This window comes from Spiroplasma chinense, assembly GCF_008086545.1.
GTDB classification, from domain to species: domain Bacteria; phylum Bacillota_I; class Bacilli_A; order Mycoplasmatales; family Mycoplasmataceae; genus Spiroplasma_A; species Spiroplasma_A chinense.
Genome location: NZ_CP043026.1, coordinates 1,196,970 through 1,214,467 on the forward strand (window position 1 = coordinate 1,196,970; position 17,498 = coordinate 1,214,467).

Consider the following 17,498-nt stretch of genomic DNA (forward strand, 5'->3'; position numbering starts at 1 on the left):
AATTATTTTCCTCCCTTACATAAACTTTGAAATACTGTTACGATAGCTGTTTGATAAATATCTTCAACAGTAGCTCCTCTTGATAAGTCATTTACTGGTTTGTTTAAACCTAAAATAAATGGACCTGCAGCTTCATAGCCACCAAGTCTTTGTGCTATTTTGTATCCAATGTTACCAGCATTTAAATCTGGGAACACAAATACATCTGGTATTTCTTTTGTTAATTTACAGTTTGGATATTTTTTATCTCTAACTGATTTTACAAACGCTGAATCGAATTGCATTTCTCCATCAAATATCATTGACTCATTTTCCATACCTTTTAATCTGTCTACAGCTTTTGCAACTTTATCAACTGTAGGTCCTGCTCCAGAACCTGCAGTTGAATAACTTAACATTACAGTTTCTACAGTTTTAACATTTAATTGTTTTGCAAATTCTGCTGCCATAAAGGCAATGTCAGATAAATGTTTTGGGTTTGGATCTACGTTTAGAGCACAGTCTGTGAATAAAAAGTTTTGATCTCCTTTTGTCATAATAAAAACTGAAGATGCAATTGAGTAATCTGGTGCAGTTTTTATTATTTGAAGTGCAGGTCTTAAAGTATCTGCTGTTGTATAATTTAATCCACAAACCATACCATCAGCTCTATCAAGTTGCATCATTAAACTACCATAGTAGTTTCTTTTTTGAACAAGTTCAATAGCTTCTGCTTCTTCAAGTCTCCCTTTTCTGATTTCTAAAATTGTTTCTAACATTTCTTTGTCGACATTTCCTTTTATAACTCTTGTTTCAATGTCTTTGTGAATGTTGCTAGCTATTTCATCTTCACTATCAAAAAGTAAAACTATGTTAGCCAACCCTTCTTCTTGCATTTTGTTTGCAACTTCTACAATTTTTTCTTCTCTTCCTTCTGGAAAAACGATTGTTTTTTTAGTATTTGAGTTTAATATTGATTTTTTTATTTCATTAATAGTCATCATAAAACTATTCTCCTTTTTTGTATCTTTCTATCTCTTTGATTCTTGAAGAAGAGATTTCTCTACTTTCAGAATCTGCAATAAAGATTATGGTTTCTAGTTCTTTATTTAAGTATTTATTGGCATCAGAAAGTTCCAATTCATAATTGAAATCTTTTGCATCTCTAACACCTCTGATCATATAGCTTGCTTTTAGCTCTTTTGCAAGTTCTGCTGAAAGTTTGTTTTCGTTTATTAAAACTTCACAACCCTCTAAACCATTGATCATTTGTTTTAAAGTTTCTACTCTTTGTTCAAAATTAGATTCTTGTTCTTTTAGAATGTTTTTTGTAACTACTACATAAACCTTCTCAAAAAGAGCAAGTCCTTTTTTCAAAACTTCTAAGTGCCCTTGGTGAAAGGGATTGAAACTTCCTGGATATATTGCTATCACAACTTCACCTGATTTCTAGTACCCCTTTATTTTATTATATTTGTGTAGAAAAAATTTTTTTATATTAAAATTTTGATAAAATATTTCTAGTGGAGATATGAAAAAATGAGCATTTTACTTATAGATATTGGAAATACAACAGCTGACTTTAGATATTGTGAGGAAAATGGCTCAGAATTATTCTCTTTAGTTAGACCTGCCACTTATTCTGAAGAATATACAAGTGATAAAAAAATAATTGAAATAATTAACCAAAAAGGGTTAAAAATTGACACAGTAGTTTACTCATCAGTTGTTCCCAATTGAAACGTACTTATAAGAGCCATAGCAAGTGCTTTAGAAGCAAAACTTGTTAATGTTAGGGATTTTGTCTTTGAACATTGTGAATTATTTGAAGTGGATGATGTAAATAGAGTTGGAGCAGACTTTATTGCAAATTATTTTGCAGCAACTGATAAATACAACATTGAAAACGGAATAGTTGTATCAATGGGAACTGCAACAACCTTATTATTAATCCAAAACAAGAAATTTGTAGGAACAGTAATTGCTCCAGGATTAGAATCTTCTTTAAATGGTCTTATAAGTAATGCTTCTCTATTAAAAGAGTTTGAATATAATAAAACCTCAAAATTAATTGGAAAAAATACAGTGGATGCAATTGATATTGGTGCATTTGATGGGCATTGATGTTTGGTAAAAGGCTTAATTGACAAATTAACCAAGGACTTTAAAGTTGAAAAAACTGTTATAACCGGAGGAAATGCAATTCACTTTAAACAAGAAATGAATGAAAATAACTTTATTTATGATGAAGAATTAATATTCTTTGGTTTATCACATATACTTACAAAAAAATAATGGCTTGCGCCATTATTTTTTTGCCATTATTCCTTGTTCTATTATTTTTCTACATTCTTTTACATAATCTTTAGTTGGAGGTTCTACATCTTTTAAATAGAACTTCATTTTAAGATTTTCGTATTTTGGAACCATCATGTTATGGTATGGAAGCATTTCTAAACGTTCCATATTTTTAAGTTCACCTACAAATTCTCCTAATTTGTAAAGATCTTCTTTATCATCGGTTCACCCTGGAACTAAAACGTGTCTAATTCACATTTTTGCTCCGTTTTTATCTAGAAATTTAATAGCTTGTAAAATATTTGTATTAGGTCTTGATGTTAAATTGATGTGTTTTTCATTATCTATATGTTTTAAGTCAGCCAAAACTAGGTCTGTATAACTTAAAAGTTCTTTTCATTTATCTTGGATTTTATCAACTTCTTGATAAGTACCAAAACATGTGTCTAAACATGTATTGATCCCTTTTGCTTTTGCCGCTTTAAAAACTTCAATACAAAAATCAATTTGTGTTGTAGCTTCTCCCCCAGATAAAGTGATTCCACCATTTTTATAAAAAGATTGATTTTTTTTGTAGAGAGCCATAATTTCATCAACCGTAATAGGTTTATCTTTTTTAAATTCTAGTGTTTCTGGGTTGTGACAGTATTTACATCTTAATAGACATCCTTGTAAAAAAACTACAAGTCTAACCCCAGGACCATCAACTGCTCCAAAGGTTTCTATACTGCTATAATAACCGATTTTATTGTTGTTTTCACTCATAGTATTTCTCCTTAAAAAAAGAGCACCTATTGAAGGCACTCTTGGTTTATAATTCCTAATTACATTTTTTCGTGGAATGTTCTTGAGATAACTTCGTCTTGTTGTGATTTTGTCAATTTAACAAAGTTAACAGCATATCCTGAAACTCTAATTGTTAATTGTGGATAGTTGTCTGGGTTTTTTTGAGCATCTAATAAAACTTCACGTTTTAAAACGTTAACGTTTAAGTGGTGCCCTCCGTGTCCCATATATCCGTCTAACATGTTAACTAGGTTTTCTTTTTGTTGTTTTGAAACTTTTTGATTTTCCATAATTTTCATTCCTTTCGTGTAACTATTTTTATAGTTTAATTATACTACAATTATTTGATTTTTGCATCTTCTGGGATTTCTCCTGAAACTGAGAAGTCACCTTGGATTACCATATCATCATCTTTTCCAAGTGCGTTTGGAATAACTGAGAATGTGTTTGAAATTCCATCAGCTGCATGTTTGAATGGTAATTTTGAAACTGATGCCATTGAAGCAACAGCTCCTGAACAGTCACGTCCATGCATTGGGTTAGCTCCTGGAGCAAATGCTTCAGGGTATCTTCTTCCACATGGAGTATCTCCTGTTGATTTTCCATATACTACGTTTGAAGTAATTGTTAATACTGATAATGTTGCGTGTGAATCTCTGTAAGTTTTGTGTGATCTTACTTTATCCATAAATACTTTAACAACTTCTTTTGCTAAACTATCTACTCTATCATCATCATTACCATATTTAGGGAAGTCTCCCTCAGTTCTATAAGAAACTACAACTCCGTTTTCATCTCTTACAGGGAATACTTTTGCGTATTTAATAGCTGAAAGTGAGTCAGCAACAACTGATAATCCTGCGATTCCAGTTGCAAAGAATCTGTACACGTTAGTGTCATAGAAACACATTTCTGCACTTTCATAGTAATATTTATCGTGCATGTAGTGAATTACATTTAAAGTATTTACATATTTATCTGCAACTCAGCTCATCATGTTGTCGAATTTTGCTCAAACTTCATCAAAGTTCATAGCATCATCTCCTGTTTGAATTGGTTCAAATCTTGGAGATACTTGTTCTTTAGAAATTTCATCAATACCACCGTTAATAGCGTATAGTAATGTTTTTGCAAGGTTTGTTCTTGCTCCAAAGAATTGCATTTGTTTACCAACTTGCATTGGTGATACACAACAAGCAATAGCGTAATCATCACCGTGTGTTACACGCATAATGTCGTCGTTTTCATATTGCATTGAAGAATATAGAATTGAGTAGTTAGCACAGAATTCTTTAAATCCTTCTGGTAAGCTTTGAGATCAAAGAATTGTTAAGTTAGGTTCTGGTGATGGACCCATATTTGATAATGTATGGATATATCTAAAACTGTTTTTTGTAACTAAAGTTCTACCATCAATTCCCATTCCCCCGATTGATTCTGTAGCTCAAACTGGATCTCCTGAGAAAATTTCGTTGTATGCAGGAGTTCTTGCGAATTTAACCATTCTTAATTTCATAACTAAGTGGTCAACTAATTCTTGAGCTTCCTCTTCTGTAAGAGTTCCGTTGTTTAGATCTCTTTCAACGTAAATATCCAAGAATGTTGCAGTTCTACCAAATGATTCTGCAGCACCATTGTTTTGTTTAATAGCTGCTAAGTAAGCTAAGTATGTGAAGTTAAATGCTTCAACTGCATTTGCTGCAGGTTGACTTACGTCAAATCCATAACTTGCAGCCATTTTTGTAATGTCTTTTAAAGCTAGGATTTGTTCTGTAATTTCTTCACGTAATCTAATTTTTTCTTCAGTCATTTCTCCATCAATTAATGAAGCATCGTGAATTTTTTGTTCAATTAAGAAGTTACTTCCGTATAATGCTAAACGTCTGTAATCTCCAATAATTCTTCCTCTACCATAAGCATCTGGTAAACCAGTAACGATATGACTTTTTCTAATTTTTCTCATATCTGGTGTATAAGCATCAAATACTCCTTGGTTGTGAGTTTTTCTGTATTTTGTAAAGATTTCTTTTACTCTATCAGAAACTGTAAATCCATAAGATTCGTTAGCTTGAACAGCCATGTTGATTCCACCTCATGGCATTAGAGCTCTTTTAAATGGTTGGTCAGTTTGTACACCAACTACTTTTTCCAAGTTTTTATCTAAATAACCTGGTGCATGAGAAGTAATAGTTGAAGGAACATCAGTGTCCACATCAAGAACACCTCCTGCATCTCTTTCTTTTTTGGTTAAAGCCATAACCATGTCTCATAGTTTTGTTGTATTTTCAGTTGGGCCTTTTAAGAATGAATCATCCCCAGTATAAGGTGTATAGTTTTGTTGGATAAATCCTCTAACATCAACCTCATCGGTTCATTGCCCTGATTCAAATCCGTCTCATTGTTTAAATCGCATATGTCTCTCTCCTCATTAGTTATTTTCTCACCTTTTTTAAAAAAAATTCTAAAAAAAATAAAGATTTTGAAATATGAAAAAAAATACCACACAAATCCTTATTTGGTATTTTTTTTCAGCAAATTTTTTAGTAAAAGTTATTTAAATTGTTCTTTATAGCAATATTGGTAATTTTAATAACTCTTACAAAATATAGTTTTTAATTTTAAAAGGTTTGATTAAAATTAGTCAAAAAAAACACTCTTTATAAAGAGTGTTTGATCTTGTTTAAAAAATTATTTTGCAAATTTTTTAATTTCGTTACCGTAGTAAGCGTCAATGTAAATTTGTTTGATGTCTTCGATTAATGGATATCTTGGGTTTGCCCCTGTACATTGGTCATCAAATGCATCTTCTGCCATCATATCTAGTGATTCCATGAATTTAGCTTCATCTACACCATAATCTTTGAATGATGCTTTTAATTCAACTTCTGCAGTTAATTTTTGAACTGCTTCGATTAATGAATCCACTAATTCTTCATTAGTTTTTCCTTTTAATCCTAATTCTTTTGCCATTTGAGCATATTTTTCCATTGAATTTTGTGTTGTGTATTGTGAGAAGTATGCTTGTTTTCCACCTTCTAATACACAAGCTGCGTTATATCTAATTACGTATGGTAATAAAATTGCGTTTGCAGCACCGTGGATTACATCGTGGTATCCACCAACTTTATGAGATAATGAGTGAACTATTCCTAGGAATGCGTTAGCAAATGCGATACCTGCGAATGCAGCCCCATTCATAACTTTTCCTCTAGCTTCTTTATCTTCTGAACCATTGTGGTAAGCAGCTGGTAGGTATTCCATAATGTTTTTTGCACCTTGAACAGCATAACCATCAGTGTATTCTGTTGACATAACTGATACATAAGCTTCTAAACAGTGAGTTAATGCATCTAAAGCAGGAGCGTTAGTTGCACCTTTTGGTACTGTTAATGTTAATTCTGGGTCAATAATAGCCATTTGTGGAGTTAATGAGTAATCTGCCAATGGGTATTTTTTGTGAGTTTCATCATCTGTAATAACTGAGAATGGTGTAACTTCTGATCCAGTTCCTGATGTTGTAGGAATACATAACATTTTTGCTTTTTTGTTTGTTGCTGGATATCTAACAATTCTTTTTCTAATATCTGCAAAAGTAACTGCTAAGTCTTTAAAGTCAATTTCTTTTCCATCATTTTCATACATTAATCACATTAATTTGGCAGCATCCATTGATGAACCTCCACCAAATCCGATAATTAAGTCAGGAGCGAAGTCTCTCATTTTTTTAGCTCCTCTTGAAGTAGTTGATAACATAGGGTTTGGTTCAACATCATCATAAATAGTGTATTGAATTCCTAATTTATCTAATTGAGTAGTAACTCTTTTTCCGTATAATTGGTTAATGAATTTATCTGTTACGATGAATGCTTTTTTGATTCCTCATTCTTTTAAGTCGTCAAATGCGAATTCTAACGCACCAAATTTATGATAAATTCTTTCAGGCAATCTTAATCATTGCATATTTTCCCTTCTTTCTGCTACTGTTTTTACGTTTAATAGGTTCATTGGTCCAACGTTTTGTGAGAATGAGTTCCCTCCGTGTGTTCCACAACCTAAAGTTAAACTTGGTTCTAGTCCAAAGTTATATACATCCCCGATTCCTCCAAGTGATGAAGGTGAGTTGATTAATAATCTACCTGGGTTTAAAGTTTTAAATTGTTCAACTTTATCTTTGTTTTTATCTGCATCAATTCATAATGATGCTGTATGTCCAGGACCCATTTTTAAGATATCTCTTGATTTTTGGATTCCTTCTTCAAAAGTTTTTGCTTTAAAGATTGCAGCATAAGTTGATAATTTTTCGTGAGCTAATGCTTCATCATGTGCTGTAGATTCTGCTTCTACTAAGATAAAACGAGTAGTTTCAGGAACAGTAATTCCAACTAATTCTGCAACTTTTAATGCACTTCTTCCTACTAAGTCAGCGTTTAATAGACCGAATTTTCCTTCTTTAAACATTGCTTTTCTGAATTTGTTTTTTTCTTCTTCTGATCTAACGATGTAAGTGTTTTTGCTTTCAAATAGTTTAATTACTTTATCATAAACTGATTCTAAAACTACTAATGAGTTTTCTGTAGCACAAACAACCCCGTTATCAAAAGTGTTTGATTGAATAATTGATGAAGTAGCTGTATCTAAGTTAGCTGATTCATCAATAAGTGCTGGTGCATTACCTGCCCCAACCCCAATAGCTGGATTCCCTGAAGAATATGCAGCTTTAACCATTCCAGGTCCACCTGTTGCTAGAATGATATCTGCGTTTTTCATAACGTAATCTGTACCTTCTAAGCTTGGTTCTTCAACTCATCCGATGATGTCTTTTGGAGCACCTGCTTTAACTGCAGCTTCTAAAACTATTTTTGCAGCTTCAATAGTACTTTTTTTTGCACCTGGGTGAGGTGAAATTATAATTGCGTTTCTAGTTTTTAATGCCAATAGACATTTAAAAATAGCTGTTGATGTTGGGTTTGTAGTTGGTATAACAGCTCCAATAACCCCGATTGGTTCATAAACTTTTTGAATTCCCAATGCTTTATTTTCGTAAAAAGTACCTACAGTTTGAAGATCTCTATATTTGTTATAGATGATTTCACTGGCAAAATGGTTTTTGATAACTTTGTCTTCAACGATTCCCATTGAAGTTTCTTCGTTTGCCATTTTTGCCAAATAGATTCTATTTTCGTTAGCTGCTAATGCAGCTCTTTTAAATATTTCATCTACTTTTTCTTGGTCAAAAGTAGAATATTGTTCGTAAGCTTCTCTTGCTTTGTCAAACAATGCTTTGATGTTTTCCATTATTTTGCATCTCCTTTTACTTTTTAATTATAGTACTTATGAAAATTTTTTTCATACTTTTTTTGCTTTTTTTATTCTTTTGAAAGTTTTTTGCTTATTTTTTTAAAAAAGATTGAATTTTTCACTTAAAAAGTGTGATAATTATTAAATATACAAGAAATATTTTTCAAAAAAAACGACTTTGAATTAGTTCAAAGTCGTTTTTTAATATTCAATTCCTTTTCGTGCAGTTACACCTTTTTCATAGTAATGTTTAATTTCTTTAACTTCACTTATAAGATCTGCAATTTCACTCATTTGTTCATAAATAACTCTACCTGAAACTGCAATTTCAATATTGCTTTTTCTGTTATTTATTATTTTTACAACATGTTCTTTATCAAAGAAACCATTTTCAATTACTCCAAGTAACTCATCTACTAAAATTAAATCTACAGATTCATCTTGAAGTAATTGCTCTAATCTTTCGAGACCCTTTAATGATTCAACCTTAAATTCTTCCACCTCTTGAGGATTCATATCCCAGATAAATTTTTTAGAAAAGTGATAGAAGTTTTCCACCTCTACCCCAATTTTGCTTAACATATCATTTTCAGAGGTTTTCATATTTTTTAAGAATCTTAAATATTTCACATTCATATTAGAACCCTTCGCTCTTAAACACATCCCATTTAAGACTGAAGTTTTACCTTTTCCATTCCCATAATAAATGTGAAAGCACCCTTTCTTATTCATTACTTTCATTTCCTTTCATAGATAAAGTATGTTATAAAATTTAATCCTAAAAATAAAGTGAAATAAGTAATAAACATAGCTTCATAAACAACAGTTACTGATTGTTTTACTAAAACTGATTGTGATAGTTCAGAAGTTTCACTTGTAAAAATAAAATTGTGAGCTTGCAATGAAGTATCTCTTCTTGCAATTGCATCTGGTAATTCTATTTTTAAATAACTATTTAAAAAGGAATTTCTTAACTCTCCACTTAGATTTCAAATATCATCATAATTTGGATTTGTGTAACTTTTTCCAGCTCATAAAATTTCAAAATGCCTGAATATATCAACTTTATTTTTTAAGTTTTTATCTCCTAAAATTTTGTCTAAATTAACAACTGCTTTTACTTGATAATTATCAAATACATAAGAACTTTTTAATAGGTTTAAAAAGTATCAATTGAAAACAGTTTGCATTGGCGTTTTAACATTTGCAACAACTGTATCTATTGTGGCTTGATTCTCATCAACATGACCATATGCAAATATGGTTCCAGATCTTGTTCCTGGAGAAAAACTTATAATTTCATCCAATTCGTTATAGATTTGTATTCCCTTAGCAGAATTTGAAATATATTTAAAAAGAGAGTTGAATTTACCATCTTCAATATTTTTTGATATTAGATAGTTTGAAAAACGGCTAATATCACAAATTCCTTTTGAGTAAATGTTATCTTTTTCGCGTCTTTTACCATAATTAAACATTAGATCCACTTTATTACAATTTTCTTGTCACTCACCTGAGTATAATGAATCATCTATGCTTTTAAAGAAAGAATAAATATCGGGTGAATTCTTTTCTAACTCAGTTGCAATATTTGGGAAATAAACATCACCAAAATAAAATTCTCTTTCATATAAATCTCAAGTATAAAGTTGAGAGTTATGTCACCTAATATCTAAACCATTATATTGTTCTTGAAAAAAACTATACTCGTTGTTTTTTTCAAGAAAATCATTAAAATCAAAACCCAGTTTTGTTCTGATGTTTGCTGCAACAAACTTTAGTTCATCTCTATATTTCATTACATTGTCATAAGAACTTGTATAACCTTTTGAATAAAACATTGGAGTTAAAACTAAAATGAACGGTATAAAAATTGAAACAAACATTGCAGCTATATAATGAATTGTTAAAATACTAATCATAGTAATTGTAAAAAACAAAACATCTACAAGATAATAAAATCCAAAAACACTTATAAATTTTGTGTTTACAAGTTCTTTAGGAGTGTTATCCATAATTGAAGAGATTGTAAAAAAAATTAAAAAACTTATTAATATTGTTGTAACTGTGATAATTTTTGAAAGACCCATTCTCAAGAAAAACATATAACTTGTTTTTACACCTAGTCTTTTTTCGACATTATGAACTCCATCATCATATTGTTTTTTTCAAAATAAACTTATAACAAATAAATTTAAAAGCGCTAAAAATAATATGTCTAATGTAGTTTTAATATAAAAAGTCATTTTTACATTAAGGTTACCACTAATGATACCTTGTCTGTAATTTTGATTTATAATGACTGGAAAAACAACATTATTTAAAATCAATAAAGAAATAGTAATTAGTATTGTATAGTCAACCAAAGCCTTTTTCATATTAACTTTAAACATTATGTTTATTATTTTAAGGTTATCTTTCATTTTCTATCTCCACTATATTCTTTAATTTTTCAATGTCTAGTTTTTCATTTGGTACCAACTTAGAGTAAATTTGTTGAATTGACTCTTTGTTGGGATCGTATTTTTCTTTGTAAAGGATTTTTCCTTTATCAATTAAAATTAATTTATTTATGTTTTTTTCTAACTCTTCAATGATATGGCTTGTAACCATAATAGTTATTCCATTTTCATTCAATAGTTTTAAAATATTCATAAATTCGATTTTAGATTTAACATCTAAATTTGCTGTTGGCTCGTCTAAAATAATCATTTTTGGTTTAATAACCAAAATTGAAATTAGAAGAGCTTTCTTTTTCATTCCTGCTGAAAGTTCTTTAAATTTTTTATCAACATGTTTTTCAAAATTAAAGAACTCACATAACTCTTTTATTTTCTTTTCATAATTTTGTAAGAAACTTAATTCACAAATATATTTAATATACTCATTAACTGTAAAGTTAAGTGGTATATTATTTGAATCTGGAAAAAAAGCCAGATTTTTTAGATTTTGATTTTCAAAGACACTTTCTCCATAATACAAAACTTCTCCTTGATTAATTTTTAATTCATTAAAAATTAATCTGATGGTTGTGGTTTTTCCAGCTCCATTGTCACCAACAAAGCCCACAAACTCACCTTCCTTAATTTCAAAGTTTATATCATGTAAAATTTTTTTATTTCTTATATCTTTGTATAACTTTTTAATCTCTAATATATTTTTCATTATAAGTACCTTGCCAAGTCATTTCTATATACATTGTAAATGGGTTTGTATAAAAAGTATGCTACTAAGAAATTTGAACATCCGTGAATTACATCAAAAATTAATCCTTTAATTCAGTATGCGTAAAAAACACTTCAGTCAAAAAAAATTAAATTGACTGTGGCGTCAAGTGTTCCAAACATAAAACCAAACAAAGTATTAATTAAAACAAAGGTAAATCAATTTAGTGTTTTAGTTTTTCGTAGAATAAAAATCATTGTAATTAGGGTTGGTCATAAAATTAAGTAAGTAATATACCAAGTACCAAAACCTCACATTAATACATCTAATGTACAAAATACAATAGTAATTAGAAGTGCTTTTCAATAATTAAAAATTATGACAGAAAAAGATAATAGTAGAGTTGTAACTTCAACATTAGGAATGAAAGCTATCATAGTTTTTGTTGCAAAAACCATTGAGGCATACATTGCAACTAAAGCTATTGAATATGCATGAGAAAAATTCTTACTCTTCATCTATACTAGTCCCGTAAACCTCATATTTAAAAACAAACGAATTTGTCATTCCTAAATACATTGTCCCTGCACCTTCTCCACAAAAATGACCTACTGCGTTTTTGCATGCGGAGTGCGTTTCAGAATAAATGAATCATGCTCTAGCACCCGGACCATCTTCTTGCTCTAATCCTTTTATTGCAATTATCATCGTAAACTTAAATTTCACTTCTTCATCTTTCTTTAAGACTTCGTATAAGTTAAGACCAGCTACATCATTCACTTCTTTGTCTAGAATCAAATTATTTTCTGAATCATAGGCTTGATAATGCAAAGTACTTCCTACTGCACTTTCTCTTATTTGTCCTTTAAGTGAATAAAATTTATACACAAACAAGGAAAATAAAATAGCTAAAATAACATTTGAAACTATTAAAATATTAGTTATTATTTTTAGCTTTTTCATATTTCCTCCTAATAAATTATGTTTGACTTTAGGTATGATCCTCAAGTTTCTAATCTATAATCTTCTACATTTGGTCAATAGAAATATGATTTAAACAATACTGAGTGAACTCCAAAATCATATTTTTTTTCAAATCATATTTTTTCTCCATCATTACTTAAAGTTGGTTTACCACCAGTATTTCAACTTGACATTGCACTGGCAACATCAAGTTCTAAAAAATTGTAATTTAGACTTAATTTTTCATCAATGATACCTGCAGTTCTTAATCTTGAAGAAATAAAATCAGTATTTAGTTTCTTAACTGTTTCTGTTGAGATTCATTGATCTTCATCTCAATCACAACCGTTTTTATCTTCATCAAGAAGTTCTAAACAACTTCAATTGTTAGGATCTTTTTTAGCTCCATTAAAATCCAAAGTGATAAATACACTTTGATTAATTGGTGCACCAGTACCATATGTCCAGTCAGTTATGTATCCAGCTTCAACAACTTTATCAATAATTGATTTGAAGTTATTTGCATCCAAATCTTTTATTGGATCAAAATTTCAATCTGTTATTCCACCTTTTACTGTAAAAGTTTTATCACTACCTTTGAAATTTATATTAACTTTAAATTTCAAATAACTATAATCCGCTTCTGAACCAGGACCATTGTAGAGAGATTCTAAATCTCCTACCAATGTAAATTCTGTAAAATCAAAATCATTGATATTAAAGTTTGAATCACTATCTAAAAAACCATATACTCTTAAATTTGAATTAAATATGTCAAATATTTCTTCTTTAACATCGCTTAATTCTACAGTTTTGTTGGCCACTTTTTCTTTATTAGCTTTAACTGTATAGTTTGTTAGCATATAACTTTTTATATAAGAACCAACACTTGGTGTAAAAGTGGTTCATTTTAAATAAGCATTCTCATAAGTTTCTTTAGCGTTACTTACAGAGTTGTAACTAGTTAGTATCAAACCATCAGTTGTATTAATGGTTTTTGACGTTTCATTATTTGGTGTTCCACAAGAAATAACTTGTGTTACGATTCCACTTGTCATTGAAAGAGAGACTAAAATACTAAGCATTTTTTTCATATTTTTTTCTCCTGTTATCTTATTTGTAGAAATAAAAAGCACGATCTAAATCGTGGCTAATTAATATTTATTTCCTTATGAATAAATATTATCCTCCATAGCCAGTGAAAGATTAATAATTATCTAGTAAAATAGGTATCCTGACTTAGTTTCTTCTCTCTTGTCACCTTCTCAAACTTAAATTTAGTTCAATGGTATCAAGACAAGAGATCCGCTTTACAGTTGCTGGTACAGTTTTGGCTTTTCACCAAATTCCCTTACATTCTACTTGCTTTTTAGTTCTATATTTATTTTAGCAAAGTAATGTGAAATAAATTTTTTTAATACAAAAAAAGGAACAAGTGTTCCTTAGAATAGTTTATTAATTATTATTATTTTTCTTTTTCTTAATTGAAAGTGATAATAGGACGATGTTTTCGATTAAGAATACCGCAGTTAATACGATAGAAAAGACTAATAAGAATATTCATATACCCGAAATACCTTGAGACCCTTCAAATGTAATTGGAGGCTTTGGTGTTGCTGGATTACTTATATTTCTAATTCTTTGCATAAGTTTTAGTTTAAAAGCAACTTCCTCATTTGGTAACTTCAGTTTTACAACAAATTCTATTTCTGAATTACTCTTGAAAGATTTATCTCAAAATTCCTTTAGCCATTCTAAACTTCAATTAGAAGTTTCAACATCTGTATATCCTTTTAAAACAAATAATTGCACTTCATCTTTATACTCTTCTAATTCACTTCTCTCCAACAAAACTGTAATGGTCCTATCAATTGCTTCTTGATAATTTAAGAAGTATTTTTCATAAGGTAATACTAAATTTTGATCATTTTCATCGTATTCAAGTACATCTCCTGTTGCAAAACCATTAGTTATGTATTTTAGGTTTTCATCCCCACCCGGCGTAACGAAATTGACCTCAACCTTTAATTCCTCTTTATTAAATTTCTTTTTATATCATAATTTTAAAGGCTCTCTTTTTAATATTTTTTCTAAAATACCTTTAGTGTTAAAAACACTGCCACCGTTTTCATTATAAAAATCATAAGTTGGTTCTATAAACTTTAATTCGACTCCATTAATGTTTGAATATAACAGTTCGATTTGTCTAGAAATCTCCTCTGCAATTGGTTCATAAAATTCCTTTAACATATCAAAGAAATTACCATTTATTGAACTGCTAACACCAAGATATACAGTTATTTCATCAAGTGAACCAAACCCTTTTGCCTCCAACTCGGTATAATCAACTTCCTGCTCAAAATGATCTTTATTTCACATTTTATACCCTTCATTGATACTTGAAATTTCGTTCTTAATAAATTCTTGTGCGTTTACTGAGTTTCAATTACCTTCATTTTCTTTTCCTGCTCACCAAAACATAGCTTTGGATAGGTAATGATAAAAAACTTGGTAAGGAAAATAATTTCGTTCTCTTTTATCAACATTAGAAGAGTTATAGATTATATAAGAATTTTCCTTCAATGGTACTGAGTCAGATGGTGTCACAAAGGTTGTTATGCTTGAAAAGTTTTTTTCACTATCATAAGTTTTTAAGACCCCAAAATCATTATTTATTTCTGATAAATCTCTTGATAATAATAGATGAACAGGATTTAATTTATAAAATTCCTGACCTGTTACAATATAAAATAAATTCATTATTTGCATTACAATTTTTTCATGTTCTTTTAATTCTTCATCGCTATATGCAATATCATTATTTCAATTAGTAACTTTGGATTTTCAATAATTATTTAAGGAATGCAAATTTCTTTTTAACATTAACCCACTGTAATTAGTTCCAGAAACCTTAGTTTTTTCTTCAAACAGTTTGTCCATTTTATCAAATTCTTTATAAACACCTTTATCATAACTGTTAAATATCAAATCGTTTTCAAAATAAGGTGTATGCATTAGTAAGCTTTGAATGTTTTGAATTTCAAACTCTTTGCTAATTAATTCTAATTTATCAAGTAATGTTGAATAGTGTCCTTTTGTAGCGCTAACTCCACTTTTCATAGTTAACAATTCAACTATATCAAGATCTTCCTCTGTTTTTAAAGTTCAAAACCTTTCTTTCTTTTGACGAGTATATAAATTTTTATAAAACTTATCAGCTTTGGTTTCTGCAAAAAAGAAATCTTTTTCATTAATAATTGATGTATATTCAAAAATTTCTTCTTTCCCTTTGCCATCACTAATCAAATTTAAAATTTCTGGGAGTTTCTTCCATAGAAAATCGTCAACTATTTTTGTATAAACTGTTATTTGATTTCCTAGTATTTGATTAATATAACTTGAAAACAATTCTGCAAAAAAATCATTATAACTTTCTAAATAATTTCTCTCTTTGTTCAAAGTAAATGAAAATAATCATTTAAAATTTTCTTCAAGATATTTAGAATATGAGTAATATCTATTCATATCAACTTTAGTATAACCTACAAAAGCTTTACGAACTTCTTCAGAAGAATCGTTCAAAAACTTTTGTGGTAATTCTATATGATTAATTAAGTAATTGCCTCATGCATCCATAATTAATTCGTTTGTTTCATTCTCAAACCAATCTTCTATTTTTTCACTTTCTTGAATTTTGTTGTTTGAAATATTTTGTGTGTCTCTAAAAAATGACCCTGTGTTAACTATATTTTGTAAAAACAGGAACGGCGTGGTCAAAAATATTAGTATTATTTTTATATTTTTTAACATATTTACTTAACGAAAGTAAGCATGCTTACTTTCATAAGATAACTTTGACCAAAACCTCTTACCGCCAATAGACGTTTTATTATTAGTTTATTTATTAAATGTAAATTTACCATATTTAATTCCCTCCATTTTTAACGAGTGATATTTGATAAATTAATAACCATAGCTTGATACAAATAAATTTTATTAAATAAAAACAAAAAAACAAGAGCAATTATTTGCACAAATCTTGTAAAACCAATATTTAAGGCAAAAAAATCTACTTTGTAAGTAGATTTTTTTTAAAACTATAAGTGCTCTAAAAATGATAATGCACCTTTATATTCAATACTGTTTCTTGCAAACAAGTTTGCATCATTTACTATGTCATCTTTGTGTTCAATTCAACTTGAGAAATTATCTAATTGAGAAATTTTATAGACAATGTATGCAATAAAAGAATCTCCCGCTCCTGTTGTATCAACAGGGTTTTGTGATTTTTGTATTTCATAGTGTTTTGTTACACCTTGATAACCAAATAAGCTACCATTGCTTCCTAAAGTTATTATAAAAGCTGCTTGTGGGTATAGTTTCATGATTTTTTCTAACCCTAATTTGTTGTCAGAGATTTCTGAAACAATTTGTAGCTCTTCTTCACTTAATTTAACTAAGTGTGCAGCTTTTAAAAATGGTTCTACCTCTTTTTTGAAGGTTTCTTTATCTTCTTTTCATAAAAGGTTTCTTCAATTTGGATCAAATGAAATAAACATTTTTTCCTCAACAGCTCTTTTTAAAATTTCTTTATAGTTTTTTTTAACTTCATCACTCAATAGTGAAGTTGCACTTCCCAGGTGAACAATGTCATAATTTCCAAATTCATCTTCAATAGGTTTAAAAGATAGTTTTTGGTCTGCATCTAACTTAAATTCAAAGTTTCTTTCTCCTTCATCATATATAGAAACATATGCCAGAGAAGTGTTTCTGTCTTCTAATACTTGTACATTTTTTAAATCTACTTTATATTTCGAAAGCATTTCTTCTATTTTCTTTCCATTAGAATCATTACCAATTGCTCCTACAAAAGAAACATCTCCACCTAAATATCCTACAGAACATGCCACATTAAGTGGAGCTCCTCCAACATTTTCTTCAATTATTTTTCCATCTTGCTTAATAACATCTATTAAAGCTTCACCTATACTTAATATTTTTTTCATATC

Annotated in this window: 15 protein-coding genes and 1 riboswitch; of the genes, 1 reads left to right on the forward strand and 14 read right to left on the reverse strand. The window is 29.3% G+C overall.

What is annotated here, in order from left to right:
• Nucleotides 1–2: 2 nt before the first annotated feature.
• Together pta and coaD are read right to left on the reverse strand one after the other, a co-directional pair.
• Nucleotides 3–983 (reverse strand): phosphate acetyltransferase, encoded by a 981-nt coding sequence (gene pta, locus SCHIN_RS05445; RefSeq protein ID WP_166508613.1) that lies wholly within the window; start codon nucleotides 981–983, stop codon nucleotides 3–5.
• A gap of 4 nt (nucleotides 984–987) precedes the next feature.
• Nucleotides 988–1,413 carry a pantetheine-phosphate adenylyltransferase gene (gene coaD, locus SCHIN_RS05450; protein WP_166508614.1) on the reverse strand — a complete coding sequence of 142 codons (426 nt, stop codon included), beginning with the start codon at nucleotides 1,411–1,413 and terminating at the stop codon, nucleotides 988–990.
• A gap of 105 nt (nucleotides 1,414–1,518) precedes the next feature.
• Between coaD and SCHIN_RS05455 the strand changes: the two genes are divergently transcribed.
• Nucleotides 1,519–2,274 carry a type III pantothenate kinase gene (locus SCHIN_RS05455; RefSeq protein WP_166508615.1) on the forward strand — a complete coding sequence of 252 codons (756 nt, stop codon included), beginning with the start codon at nucleotides 1,519–1,521 and terminating at the stop codon, nucleotides 2,272–2,274.
• A gap of 12 nt (nucleotides 2,275–2,286) precedes the next feature.
• Here the strand turns inward: SCHIN_RS05455 and pflA are convergent, their stop codons facing one another.
• From pflA to SCHIN_RS05515, 12 genes are all read right to left on the reverse strand, one after another.
• The gene (pflA, locus tag SCHIN_RS05460; protein WP_166508616.1) at nucleotides 2,287–3,042 is read right to left on the reverse strand and encodes a pyruvate formate-lyase-activating protein; all 756 of its coding nucleotides are present in this window, start codon (nucleotides 3,040–3,042) and stop codon (nucleotides 2,287–2,289) included.
• A gap of 59 nt (nucleotides 3,043–3,101) precedes the next feature.
• The gene (locus SCHIN_RS05465) at nucleotides 3,102–3,353 is read right to left on the reverse strand and encodes a glycine radical domain-containing protein (protein ID WP_166508617.1); all 252 of its coding nucleotides are present in this window, start codon (nucleotides 3,351–3,353) and stop codon (nucleotides 3,102–3,104) included.
• A gap of 50 nt (nucleotides 3,354–3,403) precedes the next feature.
• Nucleotides 3,404–5,476: a formate C-acetyltransferase gene (gene pflB / locus SCHIN_RS05470; RefSeq protein ID WP_166508618.1), complete on the reverse strand. Its 2,073-nt coding sequence runs from the start codon at nucleotides 5,474–5,476 to the stop codon at nucleotides 3,404–3,406.
• A 275-nt stretch (nucleotides 5,477–5,751) separates the two neighbouring features.
• A complete protein-coding gene (adhE, locus tag SCHIN_RS05475; protein ID WP_341785899.1) occupies nucleotides 5,752–8,385 on the reverse strand; it encodes a bifunctional acetaldehyde-CoA/alcohol dehydrogenase in 2,634 nt (877 codons plus the stop codon).
• A 177-nt stretch (nucleotides 8,386–8,562) separates the two neighbouring features.
• Nucleotides 8,563–9,093 (reverse strand): cob(I)yrinic acid a,c-diamide adenosyltransferase, encoded by a 531-nt coding sequence (locus SCHIN_RS05480; RefSeq protein ID WP_166508620.1) that lies wholly within the window; start codon nucleotides 9,091–9,093, stop codon nucleotides 8,563–8,565.
• Complete coding sequence (locus SCHIN_RS05485) at nucleotides 9,093–10,784, reverse strand: hypothetical protein (protein ID WP_166508621.1); 1,692 nt, start codon at nucleotides 10,782–10,784, stop codon at nucleotides 9,093–9,095. The genes SCHIN_RS05480 and SCHIN_RS05485 overlap by 1 nt, the downstream gene beginning before the upstream one ends.
• Nucleotides 10,774–11,526: an ABC transporter ATP-binding protein gene (locus SCHIN_RS05490; RefSeq protein WP_166508622.1), complete on the reverse strand. Its 753-nt coding sequence runs from the start codon at nucleotides 11,524–11,526 to the stop codon at nucleotides 10,774–10,776. The genes SCHIN_RS05485 and SCHIN_RS05490 overlap by 11 nt, the downstream gene beginning before the upstream one ends.
• Nucleotides 11,526–12,044, reverse strand: coding sequence for a hypothetical protein (locus tag SCHIN_RS05495; protein WP_166508623.1), 519 nt, complete (start codon nucleotides 12,042–12,044; stop codon nucleotides 11,526–11,528). Before SCHIN_RS05495 ends, SCHIN_RS05490 begins: the two co-directional genes overlap by 1 nt.
• Nucleotides 12,034–12,489 carry a hypothetical protein gene (locus SCHIN_RS05500; protein WP_166508624.1) on the reverse strand — a complete coding sequence of 152 codons (456 nt, stop codon included), beginning with the start codon at nucleotides 12,487–12,489 and terminating at the stop codon, nucleotides 12,034–12,036. The genes SCHIN_RS05495 and SCHIN_RS05500 overlap by 11 nt, the downstream gene beginning before the upstream one ends.
• Before the next feature lie 8 nt (nucleotides 12,490–12,497).
• Nucleotides 12,498–13,583 carry a hypothetical protein gene (locus SCHIN_RS05505; RefSeq protein WP_166508625.1) on the reverse strand — a complete coding sequence of 362 codons (1,086 nt, stop codon included), beginning with the start codon at nucleotides 13,581–13,583 and terminating at the stop codon, nucleotides 12,498–12,500.
• A gap of 113 nt (nucleotides 13,584–13,696) precedes the next feature.
• A riboswitch (cobalamin riboswitch) is annotated at nucleotides 13,697–13,865 on the reverse strand.
• 79 nt (nucleotides 13,866–13,944) lie between these two features.
• Nucleotides 13,945–16,299, reverse strand: coding sequence for a hypothetical protein (locus tag SCHIN_RS05510; RefSeq protein WP_166508626.1), 2,355 nt, complete (start codon nucleotides 16,297–16,299; stop codon nucleotides 13,945–13,947).
• A gap of 287 nt (nucleotides 16,300–16,586) precedes the next feature.
• Nucleotides 16,587–17,495 carry a carbohydrate kinase family protein gene (locus tag SCHIN_RS05515; RefSeq protein WP_166508627.1) on the reverse strand — a complete coding sequence of 303 codons (909 nt, stop codon included), beginning with the start codon at nucleotides 17,493–17,495 and terminating at the stop codon, nucleotides 16,587–16,589.
• Nucleotides 17,496–17,498 lie beyond the last annotated feature (3 nt).